At 62.9% G+C, this 16370-nt stretch carries 15 protein-coding genes; 11 read left to right on the forward strand and 4 right to left on the reverse strand.

Features of this window, described 5'->3' with window-relative positions:
- Positions 1–2: 2 nt before the first annotated feature.
- Positions 3–1136, forward strand: a complete 1134-nt coding sequence (locus Q7U49_RS15035; protein ID WP_304765479.1) for an acyl-CoA dehydrogenase family protein — start codon at positions 3–5, stop codon at positions 1134–1136.
- Positions 1133–2314: an acyl-CoA dehydrogenase family protein gene (locus Q7U49_RS15040; protein WP_304765482.1), complete on the forward strand. Its 1182-nt coding sequence runs from the start codon at positions 1133–1135 to the stop codon at positions 2312–2314. Before Q7U49_RS15035 ends, Q7U49_RS15040 begins: the two co-directional genes overlap by 4 nt.
- A gap of 7 nt (positions 2315–2321) precedes the next feature.
- Here the strand turns inward: Q7U49_RS15040 and Q7U49_RS15045 are convergent, their stop codons facing one another.
- Entirely contained in the window at positions 2322–2570 is a 249-nt protein-coding gene (locus Q7U49_RS15045) for a hypothetical protein (RefSeq protein WP_304765485.1), read from the reverse strand.
- Positions 2571–2590: 20 nt separating this feature from the next.
- On the opposite strand from Q7U49_RS15045, the gene Q7U49_RS15050 reads away from it, so the two are divergent.
- From Q7U49_RS15050 to Q7U49_RS15085, 8 genes are all read left to right on the forward strand, one after another.
- Positions 2591–4522 carry an ATP-dependent DNA helicase RecQ gene (locus tag Q7U49_RS15050; protein ID WP_304765488.1) on the forward strand — a complete coding sequence of 644 codons (1932 nt, stop codon included), beginning with the start codon at positions 2591–2593 and terminating at the stop codon, positions 4520–4522.
- A gap of 88 nt (positions 4523–4610) precedes the next feature.
- Entirely contained in the window at positions 4611–5396 is a 786-nt protein-coding gene (locus tag Q7U49_RS15055; protein ID WP_304765490.1) for an SDR family oxidoreductase, read from the forward strand.
- Positions 5397–5407: 11 nt separating this feature from the next.
- A complete protein-coding gene (locus tag Q7U49_RS15060; RefSeq protein ID WP_304765492.1) occupies positions 5408–5869 on the forward strand; it encodes a MaoC family dehydratase in 462 nt (153 codons plus the stop codon).
- 11 nt (positions 5870–5880) lie between these two features.
- Entirely contained in the window at positions 5881–7083 is a 1203-nt protein-coding gene (locus Q7U49_RS15065) for an acetyl-CoA C-acyltransferase (RefSeq protein WP_304765494.1), read from the forward strand.
- A gap of 85 nt (positions 7084–7168) precedes the next feature.
- Complete coding sequence (locus tag Q7U49_RS15070) at positions 7169–8359, forward strand: helix-turn-helix transcriptional regulator (RefSeq protein WP_304765496.1); 1191 nt, start codon at positions 7169–7171, stop codon at positions 8357–8359.
- A gap of 133 nt (positions 8360–8492) precedes the next feature.
- Positions 8493–9257: an SDR family NAD(P)-dependent oxidoreductase gene (locus tag Q7U49_RS15075; protein WP_304765499.1), complete on the forward strand. Its 765-nt coding sequence runs from the start codon at positions 8493–8495 to the stop codon at positions 9255–9257.
- An 8-nt stretch (positions 9258–9265) separates the two neighbouring features.
- Positions 9266–10582, forward strand: a complete 1317-nt coding sequence (locus Q7U49_RS15080; protein WP_304765501.1) for an MFS transporter — start codon at positions 9266–9268, stop codon at positions 10580–10582.
- A 25-nt stretch (positions 10583–10607) separates the two neighbouring features.
- Positions 10608–11309: an EthD domain-containing protein gene (locus Q7U49_RS15085; protein WP_304765504.1), complete on the forward strand. Its 702-nt coding sequence runs from the start codon at positions 10608–10610 to the stop codon at positions 11307–11309.
- Positions 11310–11381: 72 nt separating this feature from the next.
- Here the strand turns inward: Q7U49_RS15085 and Q7U49_RS15090 are convergent, their stop codons facing one another.
- The 3 genes from Q7U49_RS15090 to Q7U49_RS15100 all read right to left on the reverse strand — a co-directional run bounded on the left by Q7U49_RS15090 (position 11382) and on the right by Q7U49_RS15100 (position 14795).
- Complete coding sequence (locus Q7U49_RS15090) at positions 11382–12479, reverse strand: Rieske 2Fe-2S domain-containing protein (protein ID WP_304765507.1); 1098 nt, start codon at positions 12477–12479, stop codon at positions 11382–11384.
- A 154-nt stretch (positions 12480–12633) separates the two neighbouring features.
- On the reverse strand, positions 12634–13479 hold the full coding sequence (locus tag Q7U49_RS15095; RefSeq protein WP_304765510.1) for an SDR family oxidoreductase: 846 nt from the start codon (positions 13477–13479) through the stop codon (positions 12634–12636).
- Complete coding sequence (locus Q7U49_RS15100) at positions 13476–14795, reverse strand: MFS transporter (RefSeq protein ID WP_304765513.1); 1320 nt, start codon at positions 14793–14795, stop codon at positions 13476–13478. Before Q7U49_RS15100 ends, Q7U49_RS15095 begins: the two co-directional genes overlap by 4 nt.
- Positions 14796–14926: 131 nt before the next feature.
- Between Q7U49_RS15100 and Q7U49_RS15105 the strand changes: the two genes are divergently transcribed.
- Entirely contained in the window at positions 14927–16360 is a 1434-nt protein-coding gene (locus tag Q7U49_RS15105; protein WP_304765516.1) for a coniferyl aldehyde dehydrogenase, read from the forward strand.
- Positions 16361–16370: the final 10 nt, after the last annotated feature.

The following is a 16370-nucleotide window of genomic DNA, read 5'->3' on the forward strand; positions in this document are numbered from 1 at the left end:
GCATGAACCTTTTGCTGGATGACGAACAGCAACTGATTGTGGACAGCGCGATCAGTTTTTTGGCCGATGCCAGTCCCATGAGCCGGGTGCGCACGGTCAGTGAAACCGAGGATGGCATCGATCACGCGCTCTGGCTCGGCATGGTGGACATGGGCTGGTGCGGGGTGCATCTGCCCGAGGATGTGGGTGGCTTGGGTCTGGGTTGGATTGCGCTTTGCCTGCTGCAAGAGCAACTCGGCCGCCATCTGGCGTGTGTGCCTTTTTTTGAAGGCATCGCGATGGCCGCAACGCTCCTGCGGGAGCTGCCCGACAGTGCCGAGGCTCAAGCCCTGCTGCCCGAGTTGGCCAGCGGTGCGCTGCGGGCGGTGCTGGCCATGCCGCCCGAATCTGACACTGCGGCGCTGGCGCACGCCACCCCAGACGGTTGGCTGCTGGACGGCAGCTGGTCACACGTCAGCGCGGCGGGCTCGGCAGATCTGTTGTTGCTGCCCGCGCGCGCAGCCACTGGTGAGTGGCTGCTGTTTGCGGTGGGCCAGGGCTCAGCTGGCCTGCAGGTGCAAGCCACACCCACGCTCGATGCCACACGCCACGGCGCCATCGTTCACGCCCAGGCACTGGCCTTGCCCGCCTCGGCCTGTCTGGCCCGTGGTGCGAAGCTGGGTGCAGCCCTGGAGCGGGTGCGCTGTCTGGCCGCCATTGCCCTGGCGGCCGAACAGGTAGGCGTGGCCCAGCAATGCCTGGACCTGACACTGGCCTACACCGCACAGCGCAGCCAATTTGGCAAAACCATTGCCGGATTTCAGGCGGTCAAGCACCGTTGTGCCCAAATGCTGGTGATGGTGGAGGCGGCCCGTTCCGCGGTGTATGGCGCCGCATGTATGGCCGATGCCACGACCGATGCGGCGACCTTGCTGTTGTATGCCGCCCAGGCGCGTCTTGAAGCGACGCAGGCCGCGCAGTTCTGTGCCCGGGAATCGATCCAGCTGCATGGTGGGGTTGGTTTTACCTGGGAATACGACCCGCATTTTTTTCTGCGCCGGTCGCAGGCCAACAGCCAGCGGCTTGGTTCCGTCAGCGTTTGGCTGGAGCAGGTGGCTGCCCAGCTGCTGGATGCACCCGCAGGAGAATTGGCATGAATTTGCTTGAGACACAGATGGAGCGGGATTTCCGCGTTGAGGTGCGCAGCTGGATGGCGGCGCATTTGTGCGGCGAATTTCAGCCTTTGTATGGTGCCAGCGGCCTGGGCGCGCCGGGTTATGACCCGGTCTTGGCCAAACGCTGGGAGCAGCAATTGGCGGCGGGCGGCTGGATCGGCATGGGCTGGTCACCTGCACATGGCGGGCGTGACATGCCTTTGGCGCAGCAGGTGATCTTTCACGAAGAATATGTGCGCTGTGGTGGCCCCGGGCGACTGGGTCACATTGGCGAGCAGTTGCTGGCCCCCACGCTGATGGCACACGGCACCCCGGAGCAGCAACAGCGTTTTTTGCCTGGCATCCTGGCAGGCGAGACGTATTGGGCGCAGGGCTACTCCGAGCCGGGGGCCGGGTCGGATCTGGCGGCGGTTCGCACCCGTGCGCAGCGCGACCCGCAGAGCGGCGACTGGGTCATCGATGGGCAAAAGGTCTGGACCTCCTGGGCACATGAGTCCGACTGGATTTTTGTGCTGGCGCGTTGTGATCCGGGCTCACAACGTCACAAAGGCCTGGTGCTGCTGCTGGTGCCGCTGCGCCAGCCTGGGGTCACGTTGCGGCCGATCCGCCAGATCACCGGAGGCTCGGAATTTAACGAAGTTTTCTTCGACGGTGCACGCACCGAGGGCAGCCTGCATCTGGGTGAGCCGGGACAGGGGTGGGCGGTGGCGATGTACCTGCTGGGCTGCGAACGCGGTGTGTCCACGCTGGGCCAGCAAGCGCATTTCCGGCGTGAGCTGGAGCAGGTGATCACCGTGGCACGCCGCAATGGCGCTGCCCGCAACCCGCTGTTGCGTCAGCGTCTGGCGCAAGCCGAATTGGGTTTGTTGACCTTGCGCAGCCATGCCTTGCGGGTGGCCGGGCAGGACGACGTGGCCCCGTCATCGGCAGCGGGGCGTGCCGCCAGCATCTCCAAATACGCCTGGTCCAACTGGCGGCGTTCGTTGGGCGCGCTGGCCATGGACGTGCTGGGTGTTGAGGGTGACATCGCCGATGCAGACCCACTGTGCAGGTCCTTGCAGCAGCTCTGGCTGTCCAGTCTGGCCGACACCATTTACGCCGGCACCAACGAAATCCAGCTCAACGTCATGGCCGAGCGTGCGTTGGGGATGCCGCGCTGAGGTCGTCTCAATTGAGTTCGTACCAAACACCACGCCCGCTGCCCTGCTGATTCAAATGACCGTGCTCGACCAGGTTGCGGAAATGAAGCTTGAGCGTGTTTCGGCTGACTCCCGTCAATTTGATGGCATCGCCGATCGTGACGCGCTGGCGCTCACGGGCAAATTCGACGGTCTTGCGTGACGGCTCTGGCACAGCCGCCGGCACTCTTCCTTCGCGCGTTACCTTCTTTTTTACCGCTAAGATGCCCGCATTCATTCAGCAGCATCCCCAAGCCCATGGTCCCCACCCTGCAACGCGTTTTCGGCTATGGCCAGTTTCGCCCTGGCCAGGAATCGGTGATTTCAGCCGTGCTGGCCGGGCGCTCGGCGGCGGCCATTTTTCCCACCGGTGCGGGCAAGTCACTGTGCTACCAGTTGCCAGCGCTGCTGCTGCCGCACCTGACGCTGGTGGTGTCGCCGCTGCTGGCTTTGATTCAAGACCAGCTTACCTTGATGCAAGGCTTGGGAATCGCGGCGGCCAGCATCGACTCGACCCAAAGCCGCGAGCAAACCCAGGCGGTGATGGCGCTGGCCCGCTCGGGTGAGTTAAAGGTTTTGATGATCTCGGTGGAGCGACTCAATAATGAGCGTTTTCGCAACTTCATAGCGCAAGTGCCGATCTCGCTGCTGGTGGTGGATGAGGCGCATTGCATCTCGGAGTGGGGCCACAACTTTCGCCCGGACTACCTGAAACTGCCCGCCTACCAGCAGCAATTGGCGATCCCGCAAACACTGCTGCTTACCGCCACGGCCACGCCGCCAGTGGTGGCCGACATGCAGGGCAAATTTGCAATTCACCCCAGCGACGTGGTGTGCACCGGCTTCTACCGGCCCAACCTCAATTTGACGGTGGAGCCCGTCAACGCGCACCACAAATTGCGCCGCTTGCTGGACTGGCTGGCCCAACGCGCCGAGCAGCCGACGATTGTTTATGTCACGCTACAAAAAACTGCCGAGCAAGTGGCGGAGTACTTGAGCCGCAGCGCTGTGGCGGCGCAGGCCTACCACGCGGGGCTGGCGCATGAGCAGCGCGTGGCGATTCAGCAGCAGTTCATGGCGGGCCAGGTGAACTGCGTGGTGGCCACCATCGCCTTTGGCATGGGTATTGACAAGAGCAACATTCGTAACGTGGTGCATTTTGATTTGCCCAAGTCCATCGAAGGTTACAGCCAGGAAATTGGCCGGGCCGGGCGTGACGGGCAAACTTCTGACTGTCTGGTGCTGGCCAATCAGGACAGTCTGCAAGTGCTGGAAAACTTTGTCTATGGTGACACGCCCGAGCCAGACGGCATTCGCGATGTGCTCAATACCTTGCAGGCTGTGCCGCCAGGCCAAGCCTGGGAGCTGACGCTGACTGCGCTGTCCAACCAAAGCAATATCCGCTTGCTGCCGCTCAAAACCTTGCTGGTGCAACTGGAGTTGCGCGGCATCATCGCATCGCGCTACGCTTATTTTGCCGAGTACCGGTTCAAATATTTGGTCGAGCCAGCCACGCTGCTGGCCCATTTCAGCGGCGAGCGCTTGCAATTTTTGGAGGCGCTGTTGCGCTGCGCCCCTCAGGCCCGCACCTGGTGCACGATGGACTTTGACGCGCTGCACAAAAGCTACCCAAGCGAACACAGCCGGGTGGTCAAGGCGCTGGATTATTTGGCCGAAAAAGGCTGGATTGAACTCGAATCCAGGCAAATGACCGAGGTCTATGCGGTGCTGCTGCCGCACTTTGATGCAGAGGCCGTCTGCCGTGAACTCAGCGACTATTTTCAGAGCAAAGAAACCAGCGAGGTGGCGCGCATCCAGGCGGTGCTGGACTTGTTTGCCAGCGAAACCTGCCTCAGTCAGCGCCTGGCGGTTTACTTTGGTGACCAAGCTGCACCGCAGCGCTGTGGCCACTGCTCGGTGTGCGCAGGGCAGGTGGCGCAGTGGCCCGAGCCTGAAAAACAGCCGCCTTTGGACAGGATGAACTTCTTCACCCTGTGCGGCGAGTTGACGACCCGCCACCAAGCGCTGCAAGGCAAGCCCGCCAGTGCGGAATTGCTGACCCGCTTTTTATGCGGCATCACTGCACCGCTCCTGACCCGCCTGAAAGCCCGCAGCCTGAGCGGCTATGCCGCACTGGAGACTTACCCTTATGCCCAGGTGCGTGCCTGGGTAAGTGGCCGGGATGACTGAATAATTTCGTCGTCCATCCAGACGATGCGCCAGGGGGCGACGTCGGCGACCATGGGCTCTTTGACATCCAATCCAAAGAGAGTCGTCCATGAAACCCGCTCCCAACTATGTTCCTGCGCATGCCCTCCTTCAAGGTAAATCGGTTCTGGTCACCGCCGCTGCTGGCGCCGGCATCGGTTTTGCGGTGGCCAAGCGCGCTGCTGAAGAAGGCTGTCGCGCCTTGTTTATCTCAGATGTGCACGAGCGGCGCTTGCAGGAGGCGGTCGAGGCCATCCAGCGTGACACTGGCCTGCAGGCGGTGTTTGGCCAGCTCTGTGATGTGAGTCAGGAAACACAGGTGCAGGCGCTGGTGGATGCCGCCAATGCGCGTATGGGCGGCATCGATGTGCTGGTCAACAACGCCGGTCTGGGCACCAGCAAACGTATTGTCGACATGCCCGACGACGAATGGCACAAGGTGCTCGATGTCACGCTGACCGGCACGTTCCGCATGGTGCGCGCTGCACTCAAGGTGATGCAGCCGCGCGGCCAGGGCGTGATTGTCAACAATGCGTCGGTGCTGGGCTGGCGTGCCCAGGTGGAGCAGGCCCATTACGCCGCCGCCAAAGCCGGGGTGATGGCGCTGACGCGCTGCGCCGCCATGGAGGCAGCCGAGTTTGGCGTACGCATCAACGCGGTGGCACCGTCCATTGCCATCCATGCCTTTTTGAAGAAATCGGCTTCCGAAGAATTGCTCAATGAGTTGTCGGCCAAAGAGGCGTTTGGCCGGGGCGCCGAGCCGTGGGAGGTGGCCAATGTGATGGTGTTCCTGGCCAGCGACTATTCCAGCTACATGACCGGCGAGGTGGTCTCGGTCAGCTCGCAGCACGCTTGAGGCGCGCCGACATGGCAACACAGTTTGATTCCGTGGCCGCAGTGCTGACGGCGGTGGGCCAGGACCTGGGCACCACCGACTGGATCGACATAAGCCAGGACCGCATCAACACCTTTGCCGATGCCACGGGCGACCACCAGTGGCTCCATGTGGACCCCGAGCGGGCCAAGACCGGGCCCTTTGGCGCCTGTGTCGCGCACGGTTATCTGACGTTGTCGCTGGCCAATCTTTTTTTGCCGCAGTTGGTCAGTTATGACCGCTTGAAGATGGGCGTCAATTACGGCTGCGACAAAGTGCGTTTTCCGGCCCCTGTCAAGGTCGGCTCACGCGTGCGTGGTTGCGGCCAGGTGGTTGCGGCGGAGTCCATCAAGGGTGATGGCGTGCAGGTCACCGTGCGCATCTCAGTCCAGATCGAGGGCCAGGACAAACCGGGCTGTGTGGTCGACACCATCAGTCGCTTGTATTTTGAATAAGGATATTGATCATGAATGAAGCAGTTATCGTTTCCACCGCCCGCACGCCCATTGGCAAAGCCTACCGCGGCGCTTTCAACGACACCGAGGCGCCCGTGCTGGGTGGCCATGTCATCCGCGCTGCGCTCGACAAGGCAGGGGTCGCCGGCCATGAGGTGGACGACGTGATTTTGGGCATCGCCGCACAGCAGGGTACGCAGGGTTACAACCTGGGCCGCCTGTGCGGCTACACCGCCGGCTTGCCCGAAAGCGTCGGCGGCATGGTCATTGACCGCATGTGCGCCTCAGGCCTGATGAGTATTGCCACGGCAGCCAAAGGCATCATGACCGGCGAGATGGACATCGCCGTCGCGGGGGGCCTGGAGTCGATTTCCCTGGTCCAGAACAAGCACAAGAACAGCTACCGCGCCCAGTCCAGGGCGGTGCTGGCGGCTTCGCCCACGGCCTACATCCAGATGATCGAAACGGCCGAAATTGTCAGCCGCCGCTACAACATCAGTCGCAGCGCGCAGGACGACTATGCGCTGCGCAGCCAGCAGCGTGTGGCTGCGGCCCAGGCAGCCGGTTTATATGCCGACGAGATCGTGCCGCTCACCACCAGCAAGCAGCTCTTTGACAAGGAGGGCAATGTCACCGGCAGCGAAGAGGTGACGCTGCGCCAGGACGAGGGCAACCGCGCCGACACCACGCTGGAAAGCCTGGCCAAGCTCAAACCGGTCTGGAAAAACGGCCAGTGGGTGCCTGAGGGGGAATTCATCACGGCCGGCAACGCCTCGCAGTTATCGGATGGCGCCTCCGCCTCGGTGCTGATGAGTGCGGCCGAGGCCAAGCGCCGTGGACTCACTCCGCTGGGCACCTACCGTGGTGTTGCGGTGGCGGGCTGCGGCGCCGACGAGATGGGCATCGGCCCGGTTTTTGCCATCCCCAAACTGCTGCAGCGCCACGGTTTGACGGTGAAGGATATCGATCTGTGGGAGCTCAACGAGGCCTTCGCCTGCCAGGTGATCCATTGCCGTGAGACGCTGGGCATAGCCGACGAGCGCCTCAATGTCAATGGTGGTGCGATCGCCATTGGCCACCCATTCGGCATGTCGGGTGCGCGCATGGTGGGCCATGCCCTGCTGGAGGGCCGCCGCCGTGGGGTGCGGTATGTGGTGGTAAGCATGTGTATTGGCGGTGGCATGGGGGCGGCGGGCCTGTTTGAACTGAACTGATTCGATTCGATTCGATCCGATGTAGAGGCCCTACGTCGTGAATGGCTTGCGGTTCAGGAACGTCAACTCTTATACTTAAACTCTCATGACCAGACCGTCCGTTGAACCTTCCGCGACCTCGAAGCCGATGCATCCTGCGGGTGCAACGACTGAGATATCTCTTGACCGGTTCAGCCGTATTCTTGACAAGATCTACGAGGCAGCGCTGGATTCGAGTCACTGGTCTGATTGCCTGGAAGAGATACGTCGGGAACTGGCAGGCAACTTTGCCTCGTTGATCGTGCAGCCGGGCACGGCCGACGACATTGGCCTCATTGTGTCGACCTCCGAGCAGAGCCGCAACCTGGGGCTGGGCAACCCCTTGATCATGTTCAGTCCGTTCACGGGCATGCCGCCGGACCGGTTGGTGACTATCACCGACGTGCTGTCAGAAGCCAAATGGCGGGAGTCTTCCTACTACCGTGACTGGTGCCAACCGCGCAACGTGTTTCACGTGATGGCGGCTGACATCGGCACCAGCAATGGTGGCGTCTATGGCTTTCGCATCACCCGCCCGGAAGATGCGCCGGCATTCTCGAAGCAGGACCTTGAACTCGGGCGGCGTCTGTTGCCCCATATCAAGCGCGCGCTCAATCTGCACCTGTCGACCCATCAGGATCGCAAGGTGATTTCGCTTTACAGCCATGCAATGGCGCAGCTGATGGTGGGTGTTTTCATCCTCGACCAGAACCGCCAGGTCATCGAATGCAACCCGGCGGCCACGGCCATTCTTGCCATGTCGGATGGCCTGCGCATCGTTGGCGGCAACCTCGAAGCCACTTATCCCAACGAAAACCGCAGCCTGCAACGCCTGGTGCGCGATGCACTGGCCCATCCCAAAGCGTCCAAGATATCGCTGACCGACGCGCTCTCCATCAGTCGACCCTCGGGGCAGCTCAGTTGGGGTCTGGTGGTGCAAAGCATTGCGTCCGATCAGTGGACCGAAGGCAAGCAGCGGCCCACGGTGGCGGTGTTCGTGCGCGACACCGAGGGCAAAGCTCAGCCGCCGATTCGCCTGACCCAGCAGTTGTTTCAGCTCACCCCCGCCGAGACCGCGCTGGCCATTCAGCTCGCCAACGGCTTGTCGCTGGACGAAGCCTCCGATGCGCTGAACATTCGGCGCAACACGGCCCGTGCGCACCTGCGCTCCATTTTTTCCAAAACTGGCGTGCGCCGCCAAACCGAACTGGTGCGCCTGTTCCTCAACAGCGTGGCCTGGCTCGGCACACACGACTGAGCGCGCCGTTCAGGCGTTGTTCTTGCCCGCACGCTGCGACCTAGCGTCTCGTCTGTTTGAAGTAGGTTGATGCGCAACAAGTCACGCATACTGGAGCGCGTGATTTGCACAACCTCTACTCCAAGGATTCAGGATGACGACAACAACTTCCCCGTTGTTCAAACTCGATGGCCGCGTGGCGCTGGTGACCGGCTCGGGCCAGGGCATGGGTCTGGGCGTGGTGCGGGCGCTGCTGCGCCAGGGTGCCCGCGTGGTGATCAACGATTATTATGCTGAACGCGCAGAAAGCGCAGCAGCAGCCCTGCGCGCTGAAGGTTTCACCGTGTGCGCCGCCCCGGGCGACATCACCAGCGCCGCTGTGCGCGAACAGATCGTGGCCACGACGCGCCAGGTGTTTGGTGAGATCGACATATTGGTCAATAACGCTGGTGTACCACCGGGCATGCCCAACTCGCTGCGTCAGTTCAAGGATTTGGCCGACGAAGACTTTGAGCGTCAACTGGACCTGAACCTGCGCGCCATTCTGGGTTTCACACGGCTGCTGGTGGGCGGCATGTGTGAGCGTGGCTTTGGCCGCATTGTCATCATCAGTTCTGAATCCTGGCGCCTCGGTATGCCCATGGGCCTGTCCAACTACGCTGCGGCCAAGGCCGCCGCCCTGGGCTTCATGCGGCATCTGGCGCATGAGGTTGGGCGCCAGGGGGTTACGGCCAATGCGGTGTCGCTTGGGGCCATGAACAACTTTGGTTACGACGAGATCGCCAAACGCACCACAGCAGTGGGCCGCGCCGGAACGCCCGACGACGTGGGTGCGGCGGTGGCTTATCTGGTGTCCGACGAAGCCAGTTGGATGAGTGGCCAGGTCATGGCGCTCAACGGCGGGTCAACGACGGCCTGACCGTTTACATGCACGATCGACAACAAGATATCGGTACACGGCCGCGCTACACGCTTGCCTTGCTGACCGCCTTGGCGGCGCTGGCCTACATGGACCGTCAAATACTGGCGGTTTTGATCCAGCCGGTCAAAGCGGAGTTCTTGCTCTCGGATTTGCAGATTGGCTTGATCACCGGGCTGGGTTTTTCGCTTACCTTTGCGCTGTTGGGCATCCCCCTGGGCCGACTGGCTGACTGTGGCGAACGCCGCGGCCTGGTGGTGTGGTGCCGTGGCTTGGGTGGTGTGTTGGGGGCCGCAGGTGCTGCAGCCACCGGTTTCTGGACGCTGCTGTTCTCGCGGGCCGGTGGCGCCATCAGCGACGCTGGCGGCGGGCCTGCCTCGATGGCCATGTTGGCAGACTTGTATCCGGCCAGTCAGCGCTCGCGCGTGATGAGCGTTTTTGGCACGGGGGGCAGCATCGGCGCGCTGATGGCCATGGTGCTGGGTGGCTGGCTGGCCCAGCATTACGGCTGGCGCTGGGCCATGGGGTTGGTGGGCTTCAGCGCGCTGGTGCTGGCACTGTTGCTGCGCTTTACCGTGCGTGAGCCGCTGCGCGCATTGGCGCAAGCGACGGCACCCCACGCCTCGATCCATCAGGCCACACCACGCGGCGCAGTGCGTGAAATATGGAGCCAGCCGGTCACTCGCTGGTTGATCATTGGTGCTGCCTGCGCGCTGGTCGCTGGCTACTCTTTTGGCGCGTGGAACACCGCGCTGCTGGTGCGCCGCCACGGCCTGTCATTGCAAAACGCGGGTTGGATCTCGGGCTCTGCCGCCTTGGTGTCGGTCTTTGGTGGCCTCTGGTCGGGTGCGCTGACGGACCGCCTGACGCGGCTTGACAAGCGCTGGCAGCAGGGTGTGCCCTTGATCGGGCTGGGCATTGCCCTGCCTTGTGGCCTGGCTTATCTGATGCTGCCACCTGGCGCTGTGGTGGCGGCCGCTTGCCTCATCGTGGCCTACGCCTTTTTTATTGTCTGGTGGGTGGCGCCGACTTATGCGGCACTGAGCCTGGTGGTGCCGGCATCACGACGTGCCACGGCCAGCGCCATGGTGTTGCTGGCAGGCGCCATTGTGGGCAATGGATTTGGCCCCATTTTTACCGGTTGGCTGAGTGACCTGCTGAGCGTGACCCTGCCCGGCGATGGCCTGCGGTACGCGTTGGCCTGCATGGTGGCCATGCTGGCACCGGGCGTGTACGCCTTCGCGCGCGTGTTGCCGACCTATCCCGCGGCTTATGCTGCCGCCCATCCCGCGCAGGCCGAGGTCAGTCGCGCCGTTGTCGAATGACCATTCGCATTAGAAAGAAATTGCCATGACCGAGGCTGTTTGGAAAATGATTTACCTGGCACGGCGCAATCCACAATTGCGCGCTGAAGACTTCCCACAAGCCTGGCGCGAGCACTCGGCGCTGGGCAGGCAGTGCACAAACGTGGCGACCCGCGTCAAAAGTGTGGCGCAGTGTTCGCGCGTGCTGGCACCCGCCGGGCTGGCCGGAACCGATCAGAGCTACGACGGCGTCAATCTGCTGGTGCTGAGCGACCGCGAGTCGGCCGCCGCCATCTGGAGCGATCCCGAAACCCTGGCGGTGATGCGCCCGGACGAGCCGCGTGTCTTCTCGACCTACGTGCGCCACTTCTCGCTGGTGTGTCGCGAGCAGGTGCTGCACGAGCAGCCTCGCAGCGAGGTGGTGCTGCACGGTTTTCTGCGTCGCCGGGCAGATCTTGCTGCCGATGATTTTCACCTGGCCTGGCAGGCTGCCAACCCCGCGCGTGCGCTGGATCAGGGGCCAATGGGCTGTGCAGGCCGCGTGGTGGTCAACGAGGTGATTGACACGCCCCCGCCCGGTTATGCCTTCGATGTCATCGTTGAGTGGTGGTTTGCGTCCGTGGAGGAGGTGGCGCAGGCCTTTGGCAAGCACACCGTGCAGGATCAACTGCCCGACACGCTGACAGGTTTGCTGGACGTGAACGGCTCGGTGTTTTTGCTGACCCAAGTAACGCACAGCCGCCCCTGAGCTTCTGTCGTCGTTGATTCCCGCACCCGACCCGAGTGCGCCACCTGGCACGGCCCGTGCCAGGTTGGGAGGTTATTGGCTCTGCGTGTACGGCGGGATACCCCTGGGCACATAGACCCCTTCGCATTGCTCCAGGTATTCGTTCTTTTTCACACGCGGGTTGTAGAACTGCTTGAGCCAGACACGTGCTTTCATGAAGGCGCCGTCGCTGGGGATGAACAGGCCGTTGAGGCAGGGGGCCTTGTGGTTCCAGACCTCCATGTCCTGGACGAAGGCGGTGAGTGCCATTTCCTGAAAATGGGCCGCGCTCACGGCATCGGCCGGCGTGGCCACTGCGCTGCCGGTGGGTGATTTCACCACCAGGGCGTGCCAGACCTTGACGGTGCCATCTTCCACCGGGGTGTTGGTGATCAGCATCACCGCTTCGTACATGCCGGTCAGGTCCGACATCAGGCAACCCGGGCCGTTGTAGGTGGTGATGGTGTGCAGCTCGGCACTGACACCGTCGGCCGACACCAGCGTGCGGTGGCCGCCGCACTGGCGCTGAATGGCCAAATGGCCCTTGAATTCGTTCTCAAAACGGGCCACGGTGGAGCCGTGGATCGGGCTCAGGTGGCCGTAGTCGCAAATGTTGTCGATGACTTCCTGCTGGTGCTGGTTGAGCACGCCCAGGTGATCCCACTTGGGGTGCACCCAGGCGGGGTCGCTCCACTGCGGCAGGCTGGGGTGCTCCCACTCGGGTGCACCGCCCTCGGGGTCGTGCCAGACCCACACCGCACCCAGACTCTCCACCACGGTCCAGCTCTTGACGCAGGCCGCCGCCGGAATGGCGCCTTCGTGGTACGGAATGTCATCACACTTGCCGTCCGGGCCAAAACGCCAGCCATGGTAAGGGCAGCGAATGCCATCGCCTTCCAGGTTGGTGCCCATGCCGTCTTGCACCACATAGCTGGTCTTGTTGGGCGCGGCCAGGTGGGTTTTCATGTGGGGGCAGTAGGCATCGAGCAAGACCACCTGGCTGCTGGTGCGGCCGCGGTAGAGGGCGAAATCCATGCCAAAAAACCGCACCGCCAGCGGCCGGTGGGTGTTCAATTCGCAGGACTCGGCAATCATGAACCAGCCGCGTGGGTAGGTGAATTCACCAAGTCGATAGTCTTTTGTGGTCGCCATGTGTTCTCCAGATTTGGGTGTTGTAGACAGGCCTATCTTCAAGGACTGTTTGACCGGCTGCATACCCTATTTGGACGATGGCTGGCGCCGGGGCGCCAATTTCAATGCAACAGACAGTGTTGTGCGCCATGCCCTGGCTGGCACCCTGAGCAGGTCAGGCTGACGCCAGGTTTTGTTCCCGCACCAGCTTTTGCAGGTCGATCAGGCTGGGTTTCTGGCTCAGTTCGGCGGCCTGCGGCTCGGTCGCCAGCCAGAGCAGCGCCCGGGCAATGGCGTGCGGCGGCATGGCACCAAAACGCCTGGCGAGGACGCCATCATCGCCCAGGGTTGCGGTGACGGCTTCGGTGGTGACCAGGCCCGGGTTGACGCTGAAGGCGCGCAGGCCCTGGTGCCCGTGCTCGCGGTTGATGCAACCCGCCAGGCGTCCCAACGCGGCCTTGGAGGCGCCGTAAGCAAAGCCCCAGCCGCCCTGGTCGGCGGCTACCGGCGGGTCATTTTGACCGGCGCCGGAACACACGTTGATGATTTGCCCGCCGCCTTGTGCCAGCATCACGGGCAGCACGCGGCGCACCAGCAGAAAAGGCGCAATCACGTTGGCTTGCAGTGTGCGCCCGAGCGCATCCCCTTGCAGTTCGCGCACCAGTGAATTGGTTTCACGGTCCTGGTAGACCGCATTGTTGATCAGCAGGTCAATGCGCCCGTAGTGCGCCAGTGTGGCGTCCACGGCGGCATCGAGCGAGTCGGGCTGCATCAGGTCCATGGCCTGGGTGAAGACCTCACCGCTTTGGGCTTGCACGCGTGCTGCCGTGCTGGCCAGGCTGCCGGCCAGCAGGCTGCCGTCGGGGCGGCGCAACTGGTGGTTCAGCGCCTGCTTGTCGGTTTGTGTGCGCGCCGTGATGGCCACGCGCCAGCCGGCGCGGGCAAAGGCTTCAGCTGAAGCCGCACCAATGCCGCGGCTGGCGCCGGTGATCAGGACGACGGGCTGATAGGCCGGAATCATTCGGTTTCTCTGTTGCGCGCCAATTGCTCGCGGTAAGGGTTAACTGCCAGCGCAAAAAACAGCACGGTCAACAGGAAAAGAAGCACCACAGCCACCAGTGCCCAGCGCAACGCATCGGCGCCAAACCTGGGCGTCAACAAATCACTGAACACACCGGTCACCAGGGGGCCGACGCCAACGCCAAGCAAGGTGATGAACAGGTTCAGCAGCGCTGCGGCCACCGTGCGCTCGCTGGTGGCAATCATTTGACTGACCGCGCTGTAAGACAGGGCCGCCCACCAGCTGGCAAAAAAACCGAAGAGCATGGCAAACACCATGGCCTTGGGCACCAGCAGCGGGCCCAGCACCCAGGGCGAGCCGGTGGGCCAGAGCAGAAAAGTCAGCGCCGTGGGCACACTCAGTGCCACGCCGATCAGCGGCAGGCCGATTTGCCAGCGCACATCGCGTGGTGTGAGCCGGTCACACAGGGCCCCGCTGAACAGGGCGCCACCCACGGCGCCGACGCCGCTGGCGACCCCGAACATCAGGCCGGCATGGGCAATGCTCAGGCCGTGAGTGCGCACCAAAAAGCTGGGCGTCCAGATGCCATAACCGTAGCCAGCCACCCCGGCCATACCGCAGGCCAGCGCCACGTTGCGAAAGGCGCTGATCGCCAGCAGGCGCCGCACCTGCGTCCAGAGCGGCTCGGTGGCTGCCACCGGGCCCGCTTTGGGCGCGTCAAAGCCACCGCGCCTGGGTTCACGCACCAGCAACCACACCAATGGCCCCAGCACAATCCCGGGAATGCCAAAAGCGATGAAGGTGGTGCGCCAGCCGTAATTTTGCGCAATCCAGCCGCCCAGGGCCAGCCCGATCAGCACCCCGAGGTGGGGGCCCATCATGAACAAACTGATCACCAGCGAGCGGCGCTTGGGTGGGTACAGGTCTGACACCAGCGAGATCGAGGGTGCCATGCCACCGGCCTCGCCAATCGCCACCGCCATGCGTGCCGCCAGCAGTTGCCAGAACTGCGCCGCCATGCCGCAGGCCATGGTGGCGAGGCTCCACAAGGTGCAGGAAATGGCAATGATGTTGCGTCGGTTGCTGCGGTCGGCCAGTCGGCCCAGTGGGATGCCCATCAGCGCATACAGCAGCCCGAAGGCGATGCCGGTGAGCAAGCCGATCTGAGTGTCAGAGGCGCCAAACTCCTGTTTGATCGGCTCGATCAGGATCGAAATCACCTGCCGGTCAATATAAGAAAAAATATAGACCAGGGCCAGCAGCCCCAGGCTAAGGTGGGTGCGCCAGTTGACGCGAGGTGGGTTGGGTGTGTTCATGCCCAATGGTGCAATATTTCCTCAGTGCCCGCCATCGTCCTTTTGGACGAAGTTGAGAAAAATCATGCCGTTAGGATGCGATCTTTTGGTCAGTGACGTGACTATTCTTTTTTTTTGGTTCAGGAGTTCCCATGTCCGAAACAGTTACCTCCCCAATTCTTCGCACTGTACTGGCGACCCAACAGGCGGCCTTTCGGGCCGAAGGCCCGGTCAGCGCGGCCACCCGTCAGGCGCGCTTGCAGCGCGTGATCGACATGCTGGTCAAGCACAACGACGCCTTGTGCGCGGCCATGGGAGACGACTTTGGCGGGCGCTCCACGGTGTTTTCGATGATGAACGACATCGCCGGCTCACTGGGTTCCCTCAAGCATGCCCGTGACAAGCTGGCGCAGTGGATGCCTGATCAGGCCCGGCCCAGCGTGGCGCCCTTTGATAATTTTGGCGCCACGGCTTGGGTCAGGTACCAGCCCAAGGGTGTGGTCGGCATCATTGGCACCTGGAATGCCCCGGTGTTCACCTTGCTCTCGCCGCTGGCCAGCGTGCTGGCGGCGGGCAACCGGGCGGTGCTCAAACCGTCCGAAATTGCGCCCCGCACCGCAGCAGCGTTGGCACGCGCCGTGGCCGAATTTTTTGCCCCCGAGGAGCTGGCCGTGGTCACCGGTGGGCCGGACGTGGCGGCGGAATTTTCTGGGCTGCCTTTTAACCACCTGGTCTTCACCGGCTCCACGGCCGTGGGCAAACTCATCATGAAGGCAGCGGCCGAGAACCTGGTGCCAGTGACGCTGGAGCTTGGCGGCAAGTCGCCGGTGCTGATTGGCCAAAGTGCCGACATCCGCAATGCCGCTGAGCGCATCGCGGTCGGCAAGGCCATGAATTCAGGCCAGTTGTGTGTCTCACCAGACACCGTTTGGGTGCATGCATCACAACTGGTGCCGCTGTTGTCGGGCCTGCAGGAGTTTTACAGCGGATTGCACCCCGACGTGGCCCACAACCCGGATGTGACGCCGGTGGTCAACGAGCGCCATTTCGCCCGCATCGAATCCTATGTGGCCGACGCCGGTGCCCGGGGTGCGCGCGTCGTGATGGCCGGTGACTGGCCCAGCGCCGAGGGCGTTGCCGCGCGGCGCATGCCGTTGCGCATCGTGGTCAATCCACCTGCGGAGGCCGAGATCTCCTGCCATGAAATTTTTGGCCCGGCGCTGGTGGTGCGCAGCTACAGCAGCTTGAGCGAGGCGGTCGATCAGCTCAACACCGGTGAGCGTCCGCTGGCACTCTACTACTTTGGCCAGGACGCCAGCGAACAGCAATGGGTGCTGGACCACACCTTGTCGGGCGGTGTTTCCATCAACGACGTGACCATGCATCCGGCGCTGCACGACGCGCCCTTTGGCGGAGTAGGCGCATCAGGCATGGGCCACTACCACGGTCACGAAGGCTTTCTGGAGTTCAGCCATGCGCGCGCTGTCTACAGCCACTCGGCCCACGACCCACGCCGTGAATGGGGCATGCTGCCACCCTACACCGAACAATTCGCGCAGATGATTCGCGGCGCCGTCACGCCCTGAGAGGAGTCCT

It is taken from the genome of Rhodoferax sp., from assembly GCF_030653815.1.
Lineage (GTDB): Bacteria > Pseudomonadota > Gammaproteobacteria > Burkholderiales > Burkholderiaceae_C > Rhodoferax.

What these genes read in the sequence shown, in the direction of transcription:
- Q7U49_RS15035 (WP_304765479.1), top strand. Translation starts at nt 3, where the DNA reads ATGAACCTTTTGCTGGATGACGAACAGCAACTGATTGTGGACAGCGCG.
- Q7U49_RS15105 (WP_304765516.1), top strand. Translation starts at nt 14,927, where the DNA reads ATGTCCGAAACAGTTACCTCCCCAATTCTTCGCACTGTACTGGCGACC.
- Q7U49_RS15065 (WP_304765494.1), top strand. Translation starts at nt 5,881, where the DNA reads ATGAATGAAGCAGTTATCGTTTCCACCGCCCGCACGCCCATTGGCAAA.
- Q7U49_RS15095 (WP_304765510.1), bottom strand. Translation starts at nt 13,479, where the DNA reads ATGATTCCGGCCTATCAGCCCGTCGTCCTGATCACCGGCGCCAGCCGC.
- Q7U49_RS15055 (WP_304765490.1), top strand. Translation starts at nt 4,611, where the DNA reads ATGAAACCCGCTCCCAACTATGTTCCTGCGCATGCCCTCCTTCAAGGT.
- Q7U49_RS15045 (WP_304765485.1), bottom strand. Translation starts at nt 2,570, where the DNA reads ATGAATGCGGGCATCTTAGCGGTAAAAAAGAAGGTAACGCGCGAAGGA.
- Q7U49_RS15070 (WP_304765496.1), top strand. Translation starts at nt 7,169, where the DNA reads ATGACCAGACCGTCCGTTGAACCTTCCGCGACCTCGAAGCCGATGCAT.
- Q7U49_RS15085 (WP_304765504.1), top strand. Translation starts at nt 10,608, where the DNA reads ATGACCGAGGCTGTTTGGAAAATGATTTACCTGGCACGGCGCAATCCA.
- Q7U49_RS15060 (WP_304765492.1), top strand. Translation starts at nt 5,408, where the DNA reads ATGGCAACACAGTTTGATTCCGTGGCCGCAGTGCTGACGGCGGTGGGC.
- Q7U49_RS15090 (WP_304765507.1), bottom strand. Translation starts at nt 12,479, where the DNA reads ATGGCGACCACAAAAGACTATCGACTTGGTGAATTCACCTACCCACGC.
- Q7U49_RS15075 (WP_304765499.1), top strand. Translation starts at nt 8,493, where the DNA reads ATGACGACAACAACTTCCCCGTTGTTCAAACTCGATGGCCGCGTGGCG.
- Q7U49_RS15080 (WP_304765501.1), top strand. Translation starts at nt 9,266, where the DNA reads ATGCACGATCGACAACAAGATATCGGTACACGGCCGCGCTACACGCTT.
- Q7U49_RS15050 (WP_304765488.1), top strand. Translation starts at nt 2,591, where the DNA reads ATGGTCCCCACCCTGCAACGCGTTTTCGGCTATGGCCAGTTTCGCCCT.
- Q7U49_RS15040 (WP_304765482.1), top strand. Translation starts at nt 1,133, where the DNA reads ATGAATTTGCTTGAGACACAGATGGAGCGGGATTTCCGCGTTGAGGTG.
- Q7U49_RS15100 (WP_304765513.1), bottom strand. Translation starts at nt 14,795, where the DNA reads ATGAACACACCCAACCCACCTCGCGTCAACTGGCGCACCCACCTTAGC.